This window comes from Kribbella sp. C-35, assembly GCF_046549195.1.
Lineage (GTDB): Bacteria > Actinomycetota > Actinomycetes > Propionibacteriales > Kribbellaceae > Kribbella.
On record NZ_JAJPWG010000001.1, the window covers coordinates 206,830 to 224,038 of the forward strand.

At 67.7% G+C, this 17,209-nt stretch carries 17 protein-coding genes and 1 pseudogene; 7 read left to right on the top strand and 11 right to left on the bottom strand.

Annotation, left to right across the window (positions count from 1 at the left end; all coding sequences use genetic code 11):
• Positions 1-172 precede the first annotated feature (172 nt).
• Entirely contained in the window at positions 173-913 is a 741-nt protein-coding gene (locus ACLJOO_RS01045; protein ID WP_410784848.1) for a 6-phosphogluconolactonase, read from the top strand.
• On the opposite strand, the gene ACLJOO_RS01050 is transcribed toward ACLJOO_RS01045, so the two are convergent.
• Together ACLJOO_RS01050 and ACLJOO_RS01055 are read right to left on the bottom strand one after the other, a co-directional pair.
• Positions 910-1,536 (bottom strand): SDR family NAD(P)-dependent oxidoreductase, encoded by a 627-nt coding sequence (locus ACLJOO_RS01050; RefSeq protein WP_410784849.1) that lies wholly within the window; start codon positions 1,534-1,536, stop codon positions 910-912. The genes ACLJOO_RS01045 and ACLJOO_RS01050 overlap by 4 nt on opposite strands.
• A gap of 25 nt (positions 1,537-1,561) precedes the next feature.
• Positions 1,562-1,669 (bottom strand): annotated as a pseudogene (locus ACLJOO_RS01055) (SDR family NAD(P)-dependent oxidoreductase); the annotation flags it as partial.
• 18 nt (positions 1,670-1,687) lie between these two features.
• Here ACLJOO_RS01055 and ACLJOO_RS01060 point away from each other — a divergent pair.
• The gene (locus ACLJOO_RS01060) at positions 1,688-2,257 is read left to right on the top strand and encodes a TetR/AcrR family transcriptional regulator (protein WP_410784850.1); all 570 of its coding nucleotides are present in this window, start codon (positions 1,688-1,690) and stop codon (positions 2,255-2,257) included.
• Here the strand turns inward: ACLJOO_RS01060 and ACLJOO_RS01065 are convergent.
• Complete coding sequence (locus ACLJOO_RS01065) at positions 2,254-2,895, bottom strand: TetR/AcrR family transcriptional regulator (RefSeq protein WP_410784851.1); 642 nt, start codon at positions 2,893-2,895, stop codon at positions 2,254-2,256. The two genes, ACLJOO_RS01060 and ACLJOO_RS01065, sit on opposite strands and share 4 nt — an antisense overlap.
• A gap of 86 nt (positions 2,896-2,981) precedes the next feature.
• Between ACLJOO_RS01065 and ACLJOO_RS01070 the strand changes: the two genes are divergently transcribed.
• Positions 2,982-4,352, top strand: coding sequence for a DHA2 family efflux MFS transporter permease subunit (locus tag ACLJOO_RS01070; protein ID WP_410784852.1), 1,371 nt, complete (start codon positions 2,982-2,984; stop codon positions 4,350-4,352).
• On the opposite strand, the gene ACLJOO_RS01075 is transcribed toward ACLJOO_RS01070, so the two are convergent.
• From ACLJOO_RS01075 to ACLJOO_RS01095, 5 genes are all read right to left on the bottom strand, one after another.
• On the bottom strand, positions 4,329-4,949 hold the full coding sequence (locus ACLJOO_RS01075) for an antibiotic biosynthesis monooxygenase family protein (RefSeq protein ID WP_410784853.1): 621 nt from the start codon (positions 4,947-4,949) through the stop codon (positions 4,329-4,331). The genes ACLJOO_RS01070 and ACLJOO_RS01075 overlap by 24 nt on opposite strands.
• Before the next feature lie 92 nt (positions 4,950-5,041).
• Positions 5,042-5,392 (bottom strand): VOC family protein, encoded by a 351-nt coding sequence (locus tag ACLJOO_RS01080; RefSeq protein ID WP_410784854.1) that lies wholly within the window; start codon positions 5,390-5,392, stop codon positions 5,042-5,044.
• Positions 5,393-5,395: 3 nt separating this feature from the next.
• On the bottom strand, positions 5,396-6,211 hold the full coding sequence (locus ACLJOO_RS01085) for a MerR family transcriptional regulator (RefSeq protein ID WP_410784855.1): 816 nt from the start codon (positions 6,209-6,211) through the stop codon (positions 5,396-5,398).
• 125 nt (positions 6,212-6,336) lie between these two features.
• Positions 6,337-7,707, bottom strand: coding sequence for a ricin-type beta-trefoil lectin domain protein (locus tag ACLJOO_RS01090; RefSeq protein ID WP_410784856.1), 1,371 nt, complete (start codon positions 7,705-7,707; stop codon positions 6,337-6,339).
• Positions 7,704-9,584: a ricin-type beta-trefoil lectin domain protein gene (locus ACLJOO_RS01095; RefSeq protein WP_410784857.1), complete on the bottom strand. Its 1,881-nt coding sequence runs from the start codon at positions 9,582-9,584 to the stop codon at positions 7,704-7,706. Before ACLJOO_RS01095 ends, ACLJOO_RS01090 begins: the two co-directional genes overlap by 4 nt.
• 236 nt (positions 9,585-9,820) lie before the next feature.
• On the opposite strand from ACLJOO_RS01095, the gene ACLJOO_RS01100 reads away from it, so the two are divergent.
• Complete coding sequence (locus tag ACLJOO_RS01100; protein WP_410784858.1) at positions 9,821-11,047, top strand: family 16 glycosylhydrolase; 1,227 nt, start codon at positions 9,821-9,823, stop codon at positions 11,045-11,047.
• Position 11,048: 1 nt separating this feature from the next.
• Here the strand turns inward: ACLJOO_RS01100 and ACLJOO_RS01105 are convergent, their stop codons facing one another.
• Both ACLJOO_RS01105 and ACLJOO_RS01110 read right to left on the bottom strand, forming a co-directional pair.
• A complete protein-coding gene (locus tag ACLJOO_RS01105; protein WP_410784859.1) occupies positions 11,049-11,381 on the bottom strand; it encodes a hypothetical protein in 333 nt (110 codons plus the stop codon).
• On the bottom strand, positions 11,378-12,235 hold the full coding sequence (locus ACLJOO_RS01110; RefSeq protein ID WP_410784860.1) for an alpha/beta fold hydrolase: 858 nt from the start codon (positions 12,233-12,235) through the stop codon (positions 11,378-11,380). The genes ACLJOO_RS01105 and ACLJOO_RS01110 overlap by 4 nt, the downstream gene beginning before the upstream one ends.
• Before the next feature lie 77 nt (positions 12,236-12,312).
• On the opposite strand from ACLJOO_RS01110, the gene ACLJOO_RS01115 reads away from it, so the two are divergent.
• Positions 12,313-12,909 (top strand): TetR/AcrR family transcriptional regulator, encoded by a 597-nt coding sequence (locus ACLJOO_RS01115; RefSeq protein ID WP_410784861.1) that lies wholly within the window; start codon positions 12,313-12,315, stop codon positions 12,907-12,909.
• Here ACLJOO_RS01115 and ACLJOO_RS01120 read toward each other — a convergent pair.
• Positions 12,906-14,087, bottom strand: coding sequence for an ROK family transcriptional regulator (locus ACLJOO_RS01120; protein WP_410784862.1), 1,182 nt, complete (start codon positions 14,085-14,087; stop codon positions 12,906-12,908). The genes ACLJOO_RS01115 and ACLJOO_RS01120 overlap by 4 nt on opposite strands.
• 234 nt (positions 14,088-14,321) lie before the next feature.
• Between ACLJOO_RS01120 and ACLJOO_RS01125 the strand changes: the two genes are divergently transcribed.
• Complete coding sequence (locus ACLJOO_RS01125) at positions 14,322-15,335, top strand: LacI family DNA-binding transcriptional regulator (RefSeq protein WP_410784863.1); 1,014 nt, start codon at positions 14,322-14,324, stop codon at positions 15,333-15,335.
• A gap of 164 nt (positions 15,336-15,499) precedes the next feature.
• Positions 15,500-17,191 carry an ABC transporter substrate-binding protein gene (locus ACLJOO_RS01130; protein WP_410784864.1) on the top strand — a complete coding sequence of 564 codons (1,692 nt, stop codon included), beginning with the start codon at positions 15,500-15,502 and terminating at the stop codon, positions 17,189-17,191.
• Positions 17,192-17,209 lie beyond the last annotated feature (18 nt).

Sequence of the window (17,209 nt, forward strand, 5' to 3'; positions counted from 1 at the left end):
GCCACGAAGCTATTTGCGCGGACAACCCCGCACACTCCAGTCAGCCCACCAACCCAACCGGGGGTTAACCCCCGGGTCAGAGCACACCCGCCGGTGTCGGTGAACAAGCTATTGCCTGTGCCCCGACACCATCGCTTGTTCACAGACCCGAATCGTGTGCGAGCCTTTCCCCATGACTGTTGAGCATGCGCCGCGAGTCGTCACCTGCTCCGACCGCACCGAGCTCGGGCGCGCTGCGAGCGCCGCAGCGGCCGAGCGGCTACGGAAGGCGATCGCAACGACCGGGCGAGCGCGCGTCATGCTGGCCGCCGCGCCGAGCCAGACAGCCACCCTGGCCGCGCTCGCCGCCGAGCCGGACCTCGACTGGAGCCGGGTCGAGTGCTTCCACATGGACGAGTACGTCGCCCTGTTGCCGGAGGCGCCGCAGTCGTTCCGCAACTGGCTGCGCCGGAACTTCCTCGACAAGGTGCCGCAGGCAACGTTCCACCCGCTTGCCCCCGACGACGGCCCGGACGCCTACGCCGAGCTGATGAGCGACGACCCGTTCGACCTGGTCCTGTTCGGCCTGGGTGTCAACGGCCACCTCGCCTTCAACGACCCGCCCGCCGACTTCAATGACCCGGACGCCGTGAAACGCGTCGCGCTCGACGAGACCAGCCGCCGGCAGCAGGTCGACGAGGGCAATTTCCCGACCCTGGCCGACGTACCGACCCACGCGATCACCGTGACCATCCCCCGCCTGCTGAACGCGCACGCGCTGATCGGTTCGGTCCCCGGATCAGTCAAGCGCCAAGCCGTCCACGACACCCTCACGCAGCCGATCGGCCCCGATCACCCCGGTACGGCGCTGCGCACGCATCCCGACGTACAACTCTTCCTCGACACCGAGTCGACGCCCGAGTCGACCCCCTAGCCGACCCCGAGGTGCAGACCACCGGACGCGTCCACGACCTGTCCGGTGATCCACCGCGCCGCCGGTGAGGCGAGGAACGCGACCACCTCCGCGACATCGTCGGCGCTCCCCAACCGCCCGAGCGCCGTCTGCGCGACGATCAGCTCCGACAGGCCGGGCGTCTCGAAGATCGCCCCGTTCGCCTCGGTCCGGGTCGCACCGGGCGCGACGGCGTTCACGGTGATGCCCCGTGCGCCCAGCTCCTGCGCCAAGCTGAGGGTCATCGTCTCCAGCGCGCCCTTGGTCATCGCGAACGAGGTCTGCGCCGGGTTCGCCATCCGGGTCGCGACCGACGAGATCGACACGATCCGGCCGTCGTCGGACAGCACCGGCAGCAACCGCTGGATCAGGAAGTACGGTGCCCGCACGTTGACCGCCATCAACCGGTCGAACGCTGCCTCCGTGTCCGTACCGATCGGACCCGTCGGCGACGTCGCCGCGTTGTTCACGAGCACATCCAGCCGCCGGCCATCCAACCCAGCCGCCAACTGCCGCACCACCCCCTCCACATCCCCTGAAACACCGAGCTCGGCCCCGATCACGAACCCCGCGACCGCCGATCCGCTCGAGCGTCTCCTCCGCACCGGCCTTGTCCTGGTGGTAGTGCACGGCTACCTCCGCCCCCGCCGCGGCCAACCGCTCCGCGATAGCCCGCCCGATGCCCCGGGAGGCGCCCGTCACCAACGCGACCTTGCCGTTCATGTTAGAAACTATCATGTTGTTAGTATCTACCACATGAACTTGAGGGACCGCCAGCGCGCCGACACCCGGCAACGCATCCAGCGGCAGGCGCTCCGCCTCTTCACCGACCGCGGGTACGACGCGACCACGGTGAACGACGTCGCCGACGCGGCCGGCGTCTCGGCGATGACGGTCTACCGGAACTTCCCCACGAAGGAAGACCTGGTCCTGTACGACGACTTCGACCAGCTGACCGCGACCACGCTCACCGAGCTCCCCGCGACGGGATCACTCACCGACCGCATCGGCCGTACCGTCCTGACCATCCTCGACCTGGCCGCCACGAACGAGCACGACCTGCTCCTCGCCAGACTCCGGCTGATGATCTCGACCCCGGCACTCCAGGCGCGACACCTGGACAGCCAATTCCGCCTCCAAGAGGCGTTCGTCAGCGCGATCTGCGCCGACGATCCCACCCTCGAGTACGGCGCCCGCGCCGCCGCAAGCGCCGTACTGGGCGTGACCCATACCGCCTTGCTCCGCTGGGCCGCCGACGACGGCGAACCCGACCTGGCCGACCTCTTCCAGGAGGCGTTCAGCGCAACTTTCGGCCACTCAGCCTAGGGACGGCACGCCCGCACGATCAGATCGGCAGCCTGGGCGGCGATGCGATGCCGATCGTCCGCGCGCAGCGGCTCGGTGCCCTGCAGCGTCGCCACCCGACCCTCGGTGACGACCAGGAACGTCAGCTGCCGAGTCACCAGCTCGGGATCCGGGACCTTGAGCAGGCCCTTGGCGTCACAGGACCGCAGGTACGCCGCGATCAGGTCGTCGCGCCCGGGCCTGGCCGTTTCGTCCCGCCACATCCGCTGCAACTCCGGATGGTGTGGCAGCTCGGCGATCGTCAGGCGGTGCAGCGCCGAGATCGACGGTGACAGGACACCGTCGAGGATCAACTCGCCCACCGCGGTCAGGTCGGCCAGCGGGTCGCCGGTATCCGGCATCCCCGGTTCGACCGCCGCCTCCTGAGCCTCTCGCACCGCCTCGACCACAGCGAGGAACAGGCCTTCCTTGTCCCCGAAGTGGCCGTAGACGGTCTGCTTCCCGACGCCCGCGGACGCGGCGATCGCGTCGACGCTGGTCCGCTCGTAGCCATGCTCGAAGAACATCGCGGTCGCCGCGGCAAGGATCGCCGACCGCTTGGCCGGCGACTTCTTCCGTACCGGCGGCCGTCCCGGGCCGACCGTGCGCTCATCCGTCATACAGCCACCTTACTTGACTAGACGGTTCAGTCTAATTTAGCCTCAAACAAGACTGAACCGTCAAGTCTAATTAGGAGACTTCACCCATGCCCGTCACCGAGACTCGGCTGGAACCCCGGCTGATCCGCCTCGCGCTGGTGCTGTCGATCGGTTCGGCGGCCACGCTGCTCGACACCACCATCGTCAGCGTCGCGATCGACCGCCTGGCCCGCGAGTTCGGCTCTCCGCTCGCCACGATCCAATGGGTCACCACGGCGTACCTGCTCGCGCTGACCGCGATGCTCCCGTTGACCGGCTGGGCCGTCGCGCGGTTCGGCACGCGCTGGGTGTGGCGGCTCTGCCTGACCGGTTTCCTGCTCGGTTCGGTCCTGTGCGCGGTCGCGTGGTCGGCCGGCGCGCTGATCGCCTTCCGGGTGATCCAGGGGCTCGGCGGCGGGATGCTGCTCCCGTTGCTCCGGATCGTCCTGGCCGAGCAGGCGGGTCAGGACAAGCTCGGCCGGGTGATGAGCTTCGTCATCGTCCCGACCCAGCTCGCTCCGGTCGTCGGACCGGTGCTCGGCGGCCTGATCATCGGCGCGTTCGACTGGCGATGGGCGTTCCTGGTCAACGTTCCGGTCATCGTGGCCGCACTCGTCCTGTCCCGCGGACTCGTCACCGGAGGCCCGGCCGAGACCCGGCCGCCGCTCGACCTCCGCGGGCTGGCACTCCTCTCCCCCGGACTCGCGATCCTCATCTACGGCCTGACGTCGTACGGCGGGATCGGTCACCTCTCCGCTGCCGCGACGACCGGGCTGATCGCGGGGATCGTCCTGCTGCTCGGGTACGGCGTGCACGCGGTGCGGACGGTGACGCCGTTGCTCGACCTCCGGCTGTTCCGGGACCGGTCGTTCAGCGCGTGTGCTGCGCTCGTGTTCATCTTCGGAGGCTCGCTGTTCGGAGCGATGTTCCTGCTGCCTCTGTACTACCAGCAGACCCGCGCGGCGACCCCGCTCGAGGCCGGTCTGCTGCTGGCGCCGCAGGGCATCGGCGCGATGATCGGGACGATCTGCGTCGGCCGGATCCTCGACCGGACCGGCGCGACCCGGACGATCATGCTCGTCGGTCTCGCCCTCGCGGTGGCCGGCACGATCCCGTTCGCGATCGCCGGATCGGGTACGCCGGTCGCGTTGCTCGCGGTTGCTCTGCTGGTCCGTGGTGTCGGGCTGACCGCGTCGTTGCTCCCGTCGATCACGGCGACGTACGCGACCTTGCCGAAGTCGCAGTACGCCGCCGCGACGACAGGGACCCGGATCCTGCAGCAGATCGGCGGTTCGCTCGGGATCGCCGTACTCGCGGTGATCCTGCAGCGCGGATCGTTCCCGGCCGCGTTCTGGGCGGCGGTCGCGATCACGGCCGCCGCCTCGATCGCGGCGCTGGCGCTTCCGAACGCCAGGTCAGGTCAGCTCAGGGACCCTTAAATGGGCGATGGCGAGTTCGAACTCGCCGAAGTCCAGCATCTCGGCGCCGGCGTCCTTGGCGGTCGAGGCACGCATCGAGGCCGCCGCTTCCCGGCTGCCGTCCAGCGTCTCCTGGCTGTCGTAGGTGACCGACGAGACCGCGCGGCCGGACGCCCGGTCGACCAGCAGGCTCGCGCTGCAGAAGCCGGCCAGGTCCTCGAGCCTCGGCAGCGACGCGAGCTTGTAGACGTCGATCGACCGGTCGAGGTTCGCAGGATCGACCTTCACCCAGGTCGCCCGGACACACGCGCCGGCGGCCGAACGGTGATCACGGTGCAGTACGGCGATCTCCCACTCCTGCACCATCGGGCTGCCGCCGAGCACCGCTGCGATCCTGTCCCGGACCGGTCGCAGTGCTTCATCCGTGGCCCGCATCGCCTCCTCCGACTGCCAGGCGCTGGTGGTGATACAGCGGCCGGACTCACGGTCGACGATCATGGACAGGCCGATACAGCCGTCCATCCCCGTCAGCATGGGCATCACCTCGTCGCGCACCTGCGCGATTCCGGCGTCGATCGACGCCGGGGCGGCATTGATCGTGGTGGAACGCGCGTACACGATCCACCTCCTCTGCGCTCAGGGCAGCGCCCCGGCGGCGCCGCCGGACACTTCTCACCCTCCTCCCACAATCCCTGCCTGGCAATGGCCCGTCAGGAGTGCTCGGCGAGGTCGAAGACGTTGCCTTCGGGGTCGGCGAGGGTGATCCAGTGGACGCCGTACTCGTGGTGGTCGTCGAGCCGCTTGGCGCCCAGTCCGACCAGCCGGTCGACCTCGTCGGACCAGTCCGCGGTGGCGAGGTCGACGTGCAGCCGGTTCTTGCTGGTGCGCGGCTCCGGGACCTGCTGGAACATCAGCGTGAGGCCGTCCGCGGCGCGGTTCACAGTCGCGAAGGACTCATTGCCGTCAGCATCGACCTCGGTGGACAGGACGCCGGCCCAGAAGGCGGCGAGGGTGGCCGCGTCGGCACAGTCGAAGACGATGCTCTCGAGAGAAGTGGACACAGTTCAGCCTTTCAGCACGGGGATCCGCTGGATCGGCCAGCAGACCTCGGTTCGGTAGTCGGCCGGATCGGGGACGTCCCCCGGGCCGATGGGGTACAACTCACGGATCGGTCCCGGCGCCACCTCGCAGTACTCCGCGACATGGCTGCCGAGCGCGCCGTACGTGCGATCGAAGTCGGTCAACGGGCCGGCGTGCACGGCGATCGCGAAGTACCCGCCGGGCAGGTCGACGAGCTCGACCCCGTCGGCCGGCGGCTGGTCGGGCGCCACCGGGAGGAAGGTCACCACCTCACCCGCGTCGTCGGTGAAGAACTCGTCGCTGTACGTGGCTCCCGAGGTCGCCCGGATGTCACCGGCGACGGCGTCGAGCTTCCCGAAGGCGTACTCGCACCACGGCCCGATCTCGTCCCGTACGACGTGCCCGGACACGCCGTACGCACGGAACGCCGGGATGAACCGGTACTGCACGTCGAGTACCGGCCGACCGGGTGTCAGCAGTTCACGCAGTGACGTGACGACGTCCCGCGTATGGGCGAGTTCCTGCTCCATCCGCTCGAGATGGGCCCGCAACGTCTCTTCCCGGGCCGGACCGTCGGACGCCTCGACCACCGCGCGGACATCCGGCAGCGGCATCCGCAGTTCCCGCAGCCGCCGGATCAGCAGCGCGGTGTCGACCTGATCGGTCCCGTAGCGCCGATAGCCCGAGGAGGCGTCGATCGCGACCGGCGCGAGCAGGCCGATGTCGTGGTAGTGGTGCAGGGTTTTCACACTCAGATGCGTCAGGCGGGAGAATTCCCCCACCGTCACCGTCGCCGTCATGCGACAAGCTTCCACCCTCCGGTAGCCGGAGGGTCAACGATCCCCAGGCCATCACAATCGTCGGCCCGCGACGAGCGCCCGTGGTGGGGCGCCGTCGCGGGCCGATTGTGATGGCCTGGGGATCGCTAACCGCGATATCTCCCAATCACCCGTGAGAAGTCCCAAGCATTCTGGGAGACGCCGGAGCAGGTGTCGGCGCCGCCGCCTGTGCACGGACGGTCGCGGTTCACCGACCAGAACGTGAACCGGGCCAGGTGGTGCTCGGACGCGTAGGACAGCATCGACTCGAAGTCCGACAGGTTGACGCGCTCACCGGCCACGTCGGTGATGCCGTTCATCGAGGAGATGCCGATCTTCCGGTACGCCGCGTCGTCGGTCAGCCCGTACGCCGCCTTGACCCGGTTCTTCAGCCCATCGGCCGCCTGCCGGGTCAGCGTGCCCATGTTGGTCGACCCGCCGCCGAAGTCGAACGGCATGATCACCCAGCCGTCCAGGTTCAGCCCCGAGTTCGCACCCCGCTGGATCAGGTCCTGGCCGTTCCCGTCCGGACCGGACGTCGTGGTGCCGAACGTCAGGTACGTCGCGATCCCCGGGTTGTTCTGCTCGACGATCTTCAGCGCGTCGACGACCTTCTGCCGGACCGCCGGCTGCGAGAACTCCTGGTCCTCGATGTCGACGTCGATCGCCTTCAGCGACAGCGCGTTGATCACCTTCTGGTACGCCGCCGCAAGCTCACTGGCCGTACCGCAGCTCTGCCCCAGCTTGTTGCCGGACCAGCCGCCGACCGAGACCACGACGTCGCCGCCGTTGGACCGGATCGTGTTGATCGCCTGCTGGTCGACGCCACCGGTCAACGGCCGGTTCCCGTCCCACTGCGGGTTGCAGTACCCGTTCGACAGGATGAACGCCATCGTGAACCACTTCACCCCGGCCGCGTTCATCACGGTCGCCGGGTTCGGCGGCTCACCCCAGCCCTGATAGAGGTACGGCGCTGCGGCCATCGGCGCACCGCCCGCCGGAGGAGGCCCGTCATCCGCGGCAGGCACGTTCCACTTCTGGTTCGCCGCACCGGTGCAGGTCCACAACTGCAACGGCGTACTGTTCGCGGAATTGTTTCCGGTGACATCGAGGCACTTGTTCGCCTGCGGGTTCACCAAGTCCCGCCCAGCCGTGTACGTCCACTGCTGGGCAGCAGACCCGTTGCACGTCCACAACTGCACCTTCGCACCGTTGGCCACAGAGCCACCCGACACATCCAGGCACTTGCCGAGGGCCCGCAACGTCCCGTCACTCGATCGGGTCCACTGCTGCGCGCCCGTCCCGTTGCAGTCGTACAACTGGACCGCCGTACCGTCCGCGGAGTTCGCGCCGGCGACGTCCGCACACTTCCCGGCCAGGCCGGTGATCGTCCCGGTCGCCGCCTGCGCAGGGCTGGCCGTCATCAACAGACCACCGCCGAGCACCAGAGCGGCGGCGGCCGCCGTCACCCGCTTCATGAGATGGTCCACTTCTGGTTCGCCGCGCCCGTGCAGGTCCAGGTCTGCAGCGGAGTCGCGTTGGCGGAGTTGTTGCCGGTGACATCGAGACACTTGTTCGCCTGTGGATTCACCAGGTCTCTCCCACTCGTGTAGGTCCATTGCTGGGCGGCACTGCCGTTGCACGAATAGATCTGCACCTTCGCGCCGTTGGCGACGGAGCCGGCGTTGACGTCGAGGCACTTGCCGAGTGCGCGGACCGTCCCGTCACCAGGACGCGACCACTGCTGGGCCGTCGTACCGTTGCAGTCGTACAACTGGACCGCCGTACCGTCCGCGGCGTTGGCGCCGGCGACGTCCATGCACTTGCCGGCCAACCCCGTGATCTGTCCGCCACCGCCGCCGCCGTCGCCGCTCTGTGAGCCGGACCAGGTGAAGGTCGCCGACGTCTTGGTCGGCAGGGTGTAGACGAAGGACTGCGAGCCCCAGTTCACCCGCACGGACTGCGAGCTCCCCGTGGTGTTGAAGGCGATCAGGGCCTTGGAACCGTCCGGGTTCTTCCAGGCCACGTTCTTCACCGAGCTGTTCGCGGTCGAGTCGATCCGCAGCGCGCCCGGCTTCACGAACTTGGTCAGGTGGCCCATCGTGTAGTACTCGACGGTCTTCGTGACCTGACCGCGCTGGCTGTCGTTGCGGTGCACGGTGACGAGACCGGTGCAGACGTTGCAGCCGGCGCCGACGTACGGCAGGTGGTTCTCGTCCAGAGCGATGCCCCACTTGACCCACGACTTGTCCCAGTTGCGGGTGTAGTCGATCAGGTTGTTCATGTCCTCGACCTGCTGGTTCGCGATCCAGGTCCCGCCGGAGTGCTCGGTCATGTACGCGTTCACGCCCGGGTACTGGTTGTGCACCTGGGTCTGCAGGTTCACGTCGCCGCCGTACCCGTGCCAGGCGATACCGCCGAAGTTCGGGTGGTTGCGCAGCGCGGCGTCCGCGATCGGGACCGAACCGAGGTCGTTGTAGTTACCCCAGTTGTAGTCGAGGATCAGCACCTTCGTGGTCAGCCCGGCGGCCTGCAGCGCGGGCATCAGGTTGTTCTTGGTGAACTCGAGCAGGCCGGACCCGTTCCAGTTCATCGACGCGTACCCGGTCGAGTCCGAGCCGCAGCACGTCGGCTCGTTCTGCACCGAGATGTAGTCGATGTGGTTGCCCTGGGCCTCGTTCTGCTGCAGGTACTTGACGAAGTACTGTGCGTACGTCGGCGCGTACTCCCACTTCAGCCAGCCGCGGTGGACGAAGTCGTTGTTGTCCTTCATCCAGGCCGGCGCGCTCCACGGCGAACCCATGACCTTCAAAGCCGGGTTGAGCTGCCGGGCCTGCTTGGTGAGCGGTACGACGTCCGCGAGGTCGTGCTGGATGCTGAAGTCGTTCAGGTCGCAGCAGGTGTCGTCGTACGAGTAGTTGAACCGGGCCAGGTCGGACGCGCCCATCGGGTTCCGGACGAAGGCGAGGCCGATCCCGTTGACCGGGTCGAACAGATCCTTCATCACCTGGTCGCGGGTCGCGGCCGAGATCACGTTGCTGCTGTTCAGCAGCCACGCCGAACTGTCGGCGAACGACGCACCGCCGCCCTCGAAGGACTGGTACGTCGTGTTCTCGTTGACCGTGATGGTCTGGTTCGCGGAGCCACCGGCCGGGCCGAAGTTCACCGGCGTCTGCTGCTGCAGACCGCGGGTCACGTTCTGGCCGGCCGCGTCGTTGGTGGTGGTCAGCCAGATGTTGACCTGTTCACCGGCGGCCATCGAGCCGACGGCGGGTGGGGCGGTTCCGAAGCCGAATCCGGCGGCGGCCACGCAGAGCGCAGCGACCGCGGCCGGCAAGAGCCGTTTCGCGGGCATGGGGCGGTTCTCCCTTGTTTTAAAGGAGCCTGGGGCGGTTTCGAGTTGTCGGCGTCTGCCCGCGCCGCAACAGTTGGTCAGCAAGAGGTAACCATTCGCGCACAGCAGTGTCAACGCCGGAACCGAGACTTTTTTCAGATCTTTTATTTAGTCCCGGGCTTGACCTGAGAGCGTTCTCACGGCACGCTGCCGCCCAATCACTGTCCTCATTCAGACGCCCCCGAAATGAGGTACTCATGAAGCGTCCCCGCTTGTTCGCGCTCGTCGGGATCGGTGCCGCACTGATCGGCACCGCCCTCCTCCAGCCCGCGGCCACCGCACACCAGCAGGCCGATGCGGCCGCGACCGCCACGGTCTGGGAGGACAACTTCGACGGCCCGGCCGGCCAGGCCCCCGACCCCGCCAAGTGGCGGTACGACATCGGCGGCAGCGGCTGGGGCAACAACGAGATGGAGTACTACACCAACAGCACCCGCAACTCCGCGCTGGACGGCAACGGCAACCTGGTCATCACCGCCCGGCAGGAGAACGGCGGCTTCCAGTGCCACTACGGCCCGTGCCAGTACACGTCGGCGCGGTTGCTGACCGCGCAGACCTTCACCCAGACGTACGGCCGGTTCGAGGCCCGCATCAAGATCCCCCGCGGGCAAGGGATCTGGCCCGCGTTCTGGATGCTCGGCGGCGGCAACTGGCCGAACGACGGCGAGATCGACATCATGGAGAACATCGGCAAGGAGCCGGCGACCGTGCACGGCACTATCCACGGGCCGGGGTACTCCGGCGCCGGCGGAATCGGTGCCGCGTACAACCATCCGAACGGCTGGTCGTTCGCCGACGACTTCCACACGTTCACGGTGGACTGGGCCCCGGACTCGATCACCTGGTACGTCGACGGCGTTCAGTACCAGCGCCGTACGCCGGCCGACCTGAACGGCAACACCTGGGTCTTCAACCACCCGTTCTTCATGATCCTGAACCTCGCGGTCGGCGGCTACTGGCCGGGCTACCCCGACGGTACGACGCAGTTCCCGCAGACCATGACCGTCGACTACGTCCGCGTCTCCACGCTCGGCAGCTCCGGCGGAAGCGGCTCGCAGATCACCGGTCTGGCGGGCAAGTGCCTCGACGTGGCCGGAGCGAACGCCGCTGACGGTACGACGGTGCAGCTGTACGACTGCAACGGCACCAACGCGCAGAAGTGGACGCGTCCGGGCGACGGCACGATCCGCGCCCTGGGCAAGTGCCTCGACGTGGCGAACGCCGCCACCGCCGACGGCACCAGAGTCCAGATCGCCACCTGCAACGGCAACGCGGCCCAACAGTGGACCTACACCAGCGGGCACGATCTGGTGAATCCCCCGGCCAACAAGTGCCTCGATGTCACCGGCAACAACTCCGCCAACGCAACCCCGACCCAGATCTGGACCTGCACCGGCGGCGCCAACCAGAAGTGGACCGTGTGACCTACCGACTGGTCTGCTCCGCGACCGCGTTATGTCGCGGAGCAGACCTGAACGTGGCAACGAAGATGTACGGCAGCGTGTAGAGGCTCCCGAGTACGACGGGAACCGCGAGCAGCAGGCCGCGCAACGTCCGTCCTTCCCGATAGACGATCCACCCCATGATCAACAGCAGATGCAGACTGAAGTCACCGTTGATCTGAGCACGCCAAGGGTGCGAGAAGTCCGTGACGAACACGCTGCCGGCGGACAAGCCGACCGTTGCGATGGCGTGCACCGTCACCGCCACGATGGCCAGCCAGGCCACCACGAGCGCGGACCTGAAAGCCGTCATCATGAGGCGAAGTCCACGATCAGTTGGGCCAGTTCGGACGGCTGGTCCTCCGGGATGAACGTCCAGGAGTCGGCAACCGAGACCAGCTCCGCGTTGGGCAGGATTGCCGCAAGTCGATCGAAGAGCACGGGCTGGAAGATCCGATCGTCCGCGGCCCGGACCAGGAGGACAGGTTTGCCGAAGTCGGCGAGCGCTGTCGAAGCAGCCAAGGTGTAGCTGTTGTCGACGCCCGAGATGAACCGCCGGGCGTCCCTGCGAATCTCCGCGTTGTCGCGGATCGGCCGCAGGTAGGAGTCGAGGATCTCCGCGGGAATGCCGCGTTTGGCCAACCAGCCGTAGGTGTTCGGCTGCCGCCGTACGAACGGCAGTTGCAGAAGGCGGCTCGCCAGCCAGATCGCACCTGGCAGACGAGCCAGCTTGGGCATCTGGTCGAACGGCGCCGGGAAGAAGTCCTCGAAGGCGTCACACGGGGTCAGGACGACGCGTCCGATCCGCTCCGGATGGCCGGCCATCAGAATCTGCGTGAGCGCCCCGCCGGTGTCGTTGGCAACGACGGTGACATCAGCTAGATCCAGCGCCTCGATGAACTCGGCGATCAACTCGGCGACGCCGGAGGGCGTCAGATCCGTGCCGTCCGGCATCGGCAGCCGATGCGCGCCGAGCGGCCAGTCCGCAGCCAGACAGCGAAAGCCCGCACCGGCGACGTCCGGAACTACCTTGCGCCAGAGATCGGCGTTGACCAGCAGACCGTGGACGAACACGACCGGCGGGCCGGACCCGCGGTCGACGTACGCGACCCGTCCGCGCGGCAAGTCAACGGTCTTCCGGACGCCAAGAGCAGTGTCGGGCATGTCCATGTCCTCTCCTCGGGACCTTTATACCACCGTTCTGTAACAGCGTTCCGTAACGCTGCTCCACGTGTTACGGTCGGGCTGTGCCACGGGTCAAGCAACGCACGGAAGCGCTCCACGAGCGGGGGCTGGCGAGCGCGATGGCTGTGCTCGCGGAGGAAGGCGTCGCGGGCCTGACGACCCGGACCGTCGCCCACCGCGCCCGCGCCTCGCTTCCGGCGATCTACGAGGTTTTCGGCGACAAGGCGGGGATCGTCCGCGAGATCTTCTTCGAGGGTTTCCGCTTGCTCGGCGAGGAGCTCGCGGCGCTTCCTCCGACGGCGGACGCACTCGAGGCGCTCCGGCACCTGGCCGAGGCCTTCCGCCTGTTCCTCCTGGAGCACCCGATGCTCGCCGACGTGATGTTCTCCCGGCCGTTCGCGGACTTCGACCCCACGCAGAACGAAGGCAAGGCAGGGGCCAAGGTACGCAAGATCTTCGTCCAGCACGTCCGGAACGCCGTCGACGCGGGAGACTTCGACGGCGACCCGACCGACATCGCCCTGGTGTTCTTCACCCTCGTCGAGGGGCTCGCGGCCGCCGAGAACGCTCAGCGCCTCGGCGGTTCGAAGCAGTCGGCCAATCGCCGCTTCCAGCTCGGGGTCGACACCCTCATCGACGGCTTCACCAGAGGTAACTAGCGCGCGGGTACGGTGCCGCCATCGCGAAGTAGTCGTACGACGGGAAGGGTCGCGGCGCCGAGTGCTACGGCGTCGCGGCCCAACTCGCACAACACGATGGACACCTGCGCATAGGGACGCCGAAGCGCGTGCTTGCCCACCTCAGCACGTAGCTCGTCGAGGTGCTTCTCCCCCAGCAACAGTCCCGCCCAGCCACCGAGCACGATGCGCTCGGGGTTGACCAGGTTGACCAGGTTCGCAAACCCCGCGGCCAGGTAGCCGATCGTTTCGTTGACGATCGTCGTAGCCGGCTCTGTCGTCGACTCCAGCAACTCGACGAAGGCGGTCTCCTCGTCGCCGTCGACAGTCCCGCCGGCGAGCCGGTACCGGTCCAGGACGCCTTCCGCACCGACGTACGCCTCGAGGCAGCCCAAGGCGCCGCAGCGGCATCGGCGGCCGCCGTACATGATCGTCATGTGGCCCCACTCGCCCGCGCTGCTGCGGGCGCCGCGGTAGCTGGATCCGCCGGCGACCAGGGCCGATCCGGCACCGGAGCCGACCAGCGCGACGACGGCGTCGGTTGCGCCGCGGCCCGCGCCGAACCACATCTCCGCCTGACCGAGCATGTTCGCGCCGTTGTCCACGTGCACCGGAATATCGGTGCCCTCGGCAAGCAGCCCGGCGAGCGGCACAGCCTCCCAGCCGAGCGTCTGCGCATCGACGATCGCGTTGTCCTCGACCACACCGGCGACCGCGACACCGAGCCCGAGCACCTGCTCGGGCTGGATGCCGGAGGCAGCGATCACGGTCGAAAGCCCTTCCAGTACGTGCTTCACGACCTCTTCGGGCGTCGGCGTGGCGATCGGATGGTCGGCCCGCGCCAGCACATTCATGGCCAGGTCGAACAGCTCGACCCGGACCCGGGTCTCCCCGACCTCGGCGCCGACGACGTACCGGAATGTTGGTGCGACCCGCAACAGCACGCGCGGCCGGCCGCCCTCGGACTCGACCGAGCCGGCCTCCTCGACCACGCCTTCGGCGATGAGTTCGGCGACCAGGTTGCTGACGCTCGCCGCGCTGAGCGAGGTCCGGACGGTCAGCTCCTGGCGACTCAGCGGGCCCTCGCGATAGATGCCGGTGAGGATCACCGAGCGGTTGGACCGGCGCATGTCACGCACCGTGGTCCGGCGTACTTCCATCCCTCTACCTCACCCTGCCCGGCCCCGCGCGGGCCGCTCGCCCCGAGTTCATCATGCCGCCCCCGGCGGCGGAAGAGGTCCCTTCTTCCAACTCGTGAACTAAGCCGCGATTCGTTACCACTCCGTGATTGACGGCCCGTTGCGGTCTCGGCTTTGATCTACGGAACCGCTTCCGAAACCGGTTCCGGCCCAGAAGACGATGCAGCACCCCGACCGCCCGAGGGGAGAGTCAGCATGTCCATCACGATCGCCGATGTCGCGGCCCGTGCCGGTGTCAGCAAGACGACCGTGTCACGCGTCCTCAACGGCAAGGGCGAGCTGGACCTGCGCACCGCCGAGCGGGTCCGGCAGGTGATCGCCGAGCTCGGCTACGTGCCGAGCGCCCGTGCGGTCGGCCTGGCCCGCGGCCGCACCCGGATCGTCGGGATGCTGGTCCCGTCGCTCACCTGGCCCTGGATGGGCGAGGTGCTGCAGGGCGCGGTCGACGTGGTCGAGAGCGAGGGCTACGGACTGCTGCTGTTCACCTTCAACCGGGGTGAGGAATCCATGCATCAGTTCGCGTCCCAGGTCTCGGCGCAGTCGTTCGACGGCCTGCTGGTGATCGAGCCCGAGGGCACGCTCACCTACATCGAGCAACTCCACGCGCGTGGTCTGCCGGTGGTCCTGATCGACGACCGCGACAAGCGCCCGCAGTTCCCGTCCGTCGCCACCACGAACTACGCCGGCGGCCAGTCCGCCGCCCGGCACCTGCTGGAGCTCGGTCGTCGCCGGCCACTGGTGATCACCGGCGTCGAACGCTTCGGCTGTACCCACGAACGCCTGGACGGTTTCCGCGACACCTACGCGGAGGCCGGTATCGAGCTTGACCCGAGACTCGTGTTCGAGGGCGACTTCACCCACGAGAGCGGACGCCGCGGCGTCCAGCACGCGCTCGACGAGCGACTCGAGTTCGACGCGGTCTTCGCCCATAACGACCTCTCCGCCGGCGGTGCCATCCAGGCCGTCCGGGAGACCGGGCGGAACGTGCCGAACGACGTGTCGGTGGTCGGGTTCGACGACATCCCGTACGCCGAGCACACCGAACCGCCGCTGACCACGGTGCATCAGCCGATGCGCCAGATGGGTCAGGCCGCGGCCCGGATGCTGATGGGGTACTTCGGCGGCACACCGCTGCCGGAGACCCCGCAGGTGCTGCCGACGACCCTGATCGTCCGCAGCTCAACCGCCCCGAAGACCCGGTCCCAGTAGAGCTCCGGCGGCGAGGCAGCTGCCCCTGTCCCGCCGCCGGCGTACCCCTCGATATCGATCCGTTAAGGCGTCCGCTCTTCCCATGAGAGCGTTCTCACGCCACGATGCACCTGCTCACGCGGCTCAGGCGTGAGCATCCGCCAACAGATACACAGGAGGAACCGATGCGAGCACGACGTACAGTCGCGCTGGCCCTCACGGGCTTGCTCGCGGCAGCCGCTCTGGCTGCTTGTAGCAGCGGGGACGGTAAGTCAGGCAGCTCCGGGAACAACGGCTCGGGCACCGCCGCGACCGTTCTGAACATCGGCATGCCGAACGGTCCGCAGACCGAGAACCACAACCCGTTCCTCGGCTCCTCCTCGGGCGCCTCGCTGGGCTACCGCTGGATGATCTTCGAGCCGCTGGTGATGATCAACGGGATCAAGCCGACCGAGCCGGGCAAGCCGTGGCTGGCGACCGAGTGGAAGTGGGACGCCAACTACACCAAGCTCTCGCTGACCGTCCGCGAGGGCGTGAAGTTCTCCGACGGCCAGCCGATGACCGCCGACGACGTGGCGTACTCGTTCCAGATCCGCAAGGACAACGAGGGCCTCAACCAGGACGCGATCCCGTACGGCACCATCACCGCGTCCGGCAACAAGGTCGACCTGACCTTCACCCGGTCGCAGTTCACCAACCAGAACAAGATCCTGACCGTGTTCGTGATCCCGAAGCACCAGTGGTCGACGATCAAGGACCCGAGCCAGGACACCCTGAAGAGCCCGATCGGCACCGGTCCCTACACGGTGAAGTCGTTCACCCCGCAGACCACGACGCTGACGTTGCGCGACTCGTACTGGCAGGACCTCCCGAAGGTCAAGGAGCTGCGGTACACGTCGTACAACGACAACAACGCGCAGACCACCGCGCTGGCCAACGGCGCGTCGGAGTGGAGCTTCGTCTTCGTCCCGAACGTGAAGGCCGTCTACCAGGACAAGGACCCGAAGAACCACAAGCTGTGGTTCCCGGCGAACCTCGGCATCCACGGTCTGTGGATCAACACCACCCGCAAGCCCTTCGACAACCCGGCGTTGCGGCGGGCGATGAACCTGGTGATCAACCGCGACGACATCTTCCAGCAGGGCGAGGCCGGGTACTTCTACCCGAAGGTCGAGTCGATGACCGGCATCCCGACGCCGGCCGGTGAGTCCTTCATCGCCCCGGAGTACAAGGACCTGAAGCACAAGGTCGACGTGGACGCGGCCAAGAAGGAGCTCACCGACGCCGGGTTCAAGCTCGAGGGCGACGCGCTCAAGGACCCGACCGGCAAGCCGGTGACGATCACGCTGACCGACCCGGCCGGCTGGTCCGACTACATCACCGACCTGGAGATCATCAAGGACAACCTGTCCACGATCGGGATCAAGGCGACCGTCGACAAGGCCAACCAGGACGCCTGGTTCAAGAACATCGACGAGGGCAACTTCGACGCCGCGATGCACTGGACGAACGGCGGCGCGACGCCGTACGACATCTACCAGAACATCATGGACGGCAAGATCCTGAAGCCGGTCGGCAAGGGCGGCGTGAGCGGCAACTACGGGCGGTTCAACAGCCCGGAGGCGACCAAGGCGCTCGACCAGTACGCGAACGCCGCGGACGACGCGGCCCGCACCGCCGCGCTGAACACGCTGCAGAAGATCATGGTCGAGCAGATGCCGATCATCCCCACCTCGGCGTCCAACGTCGGCGGTCTCTACAGCACCAAGAACTGGGTCGGCTGGCCCGACGAGCAGAACCAGTACGGGCCGGCGCAGCCGACCCAGCAGAACGCTCTGCAGATCATCCTGAACCTGAAGCCGGCCGGCAGCCAGTAGCAGCGGTGGACGGCGCCA

Bases quoted from the DNA above. Each gene is read 5' to 3' on its own strand.
- ACLJOO_RS01065 (WP_410784851.1), bottom strand. From the start codon at position 2,895: ATGACGGATGAGCGCACGGTCGGCCCGGGACGGCCGCCGGTACGGAAG.
- ACLJOO_RS01045 (WP_410784848.1), top strand. From the start codon at position 173: ATGACTGTTGAGCATGCGCCGCGAGTCGTCACCTGCTCCGACCGCACC.
- ACLJOO_RS01100 (WP_410784858.1), top strand. From the start codon at position 9,821: ATGAAGCGTCCCCGCTTGTTCGCGCTCGTCGGGATCGGTGCCGCACTG.
- ACLJOO_RS01125 (WP_410784863.1), top strand. From the start codon at position 14,322: ATGTCCATCACGATCGCCGATGTCGCGGCCCGTGCCGGTGTCAGCAAG.
- ACLJOO_RS01105 (WP_410784859.1), bottom strand. From the start codon at position 11,381: ATGATGACGGCTTTCAGGTCCGCGCTCGTGGTGGCCTGGCTGGCCATC.
- ACLJOO_RS01090 (WP_410784856.1), bottom strand. From the start codon at position 7,707: ATGAAGCGGGTGACGGCGGCCGCCGCCGCTCTGGTGCTCGGCGGTGGT.
- ACLJOO_RS01130 (WP_410784864.1), top strand. From the start codon at position 15,500: ATGCGAGCACGACGTACAGTCGCGCTGGCCCTCACGGGCTTGCTCGCG.
- ACLJOO_RS01060 (WP_410784850.1), top strand. From the start codon at position 1,688: ATGAACTTGAGGGACCGCCAGCGCGCCGACACCCGGCAACGCATCCAG.
- ACLJOO_RS01095 (WP_410784857.1), bottom strand. From the start codon at position 9,584: ATGCCCGCGAAACGGCTCTTGCCGGCCGCGGTCGCTGCGCTCTGCGTG.
- ACLJOO_RS01070 (WP_410784852.1), top strand. From the start codon at position 2,982: ATGCCCGTCACCGAGACTCGGCTGGAACCCCGGCTGATCCGCCTCGCG.
- ACLJOO_RS01110 (WP_410784860.1), bottom strand. From the start codon at position 12,235: ATGGACATGCCCGACACTGCTCTTGGCGTCCGGAAGACCGTTGACTTG.
- ACLJOO_RS01120 (WP_410784862.1), bottom strand. From the start codon at position 14,087: ATGGAAGTACGCCGGACCACGGTGCGTGACATGCGCCGGTCCAACCGC.
- ACLJOO_RS01085 (WP_410784855.1), bottom strand. From the start codon at position 6,211: ATGACGGCGACGGTGACGGTGGGGGAATTCTCCCGCCTGACGCATCTG.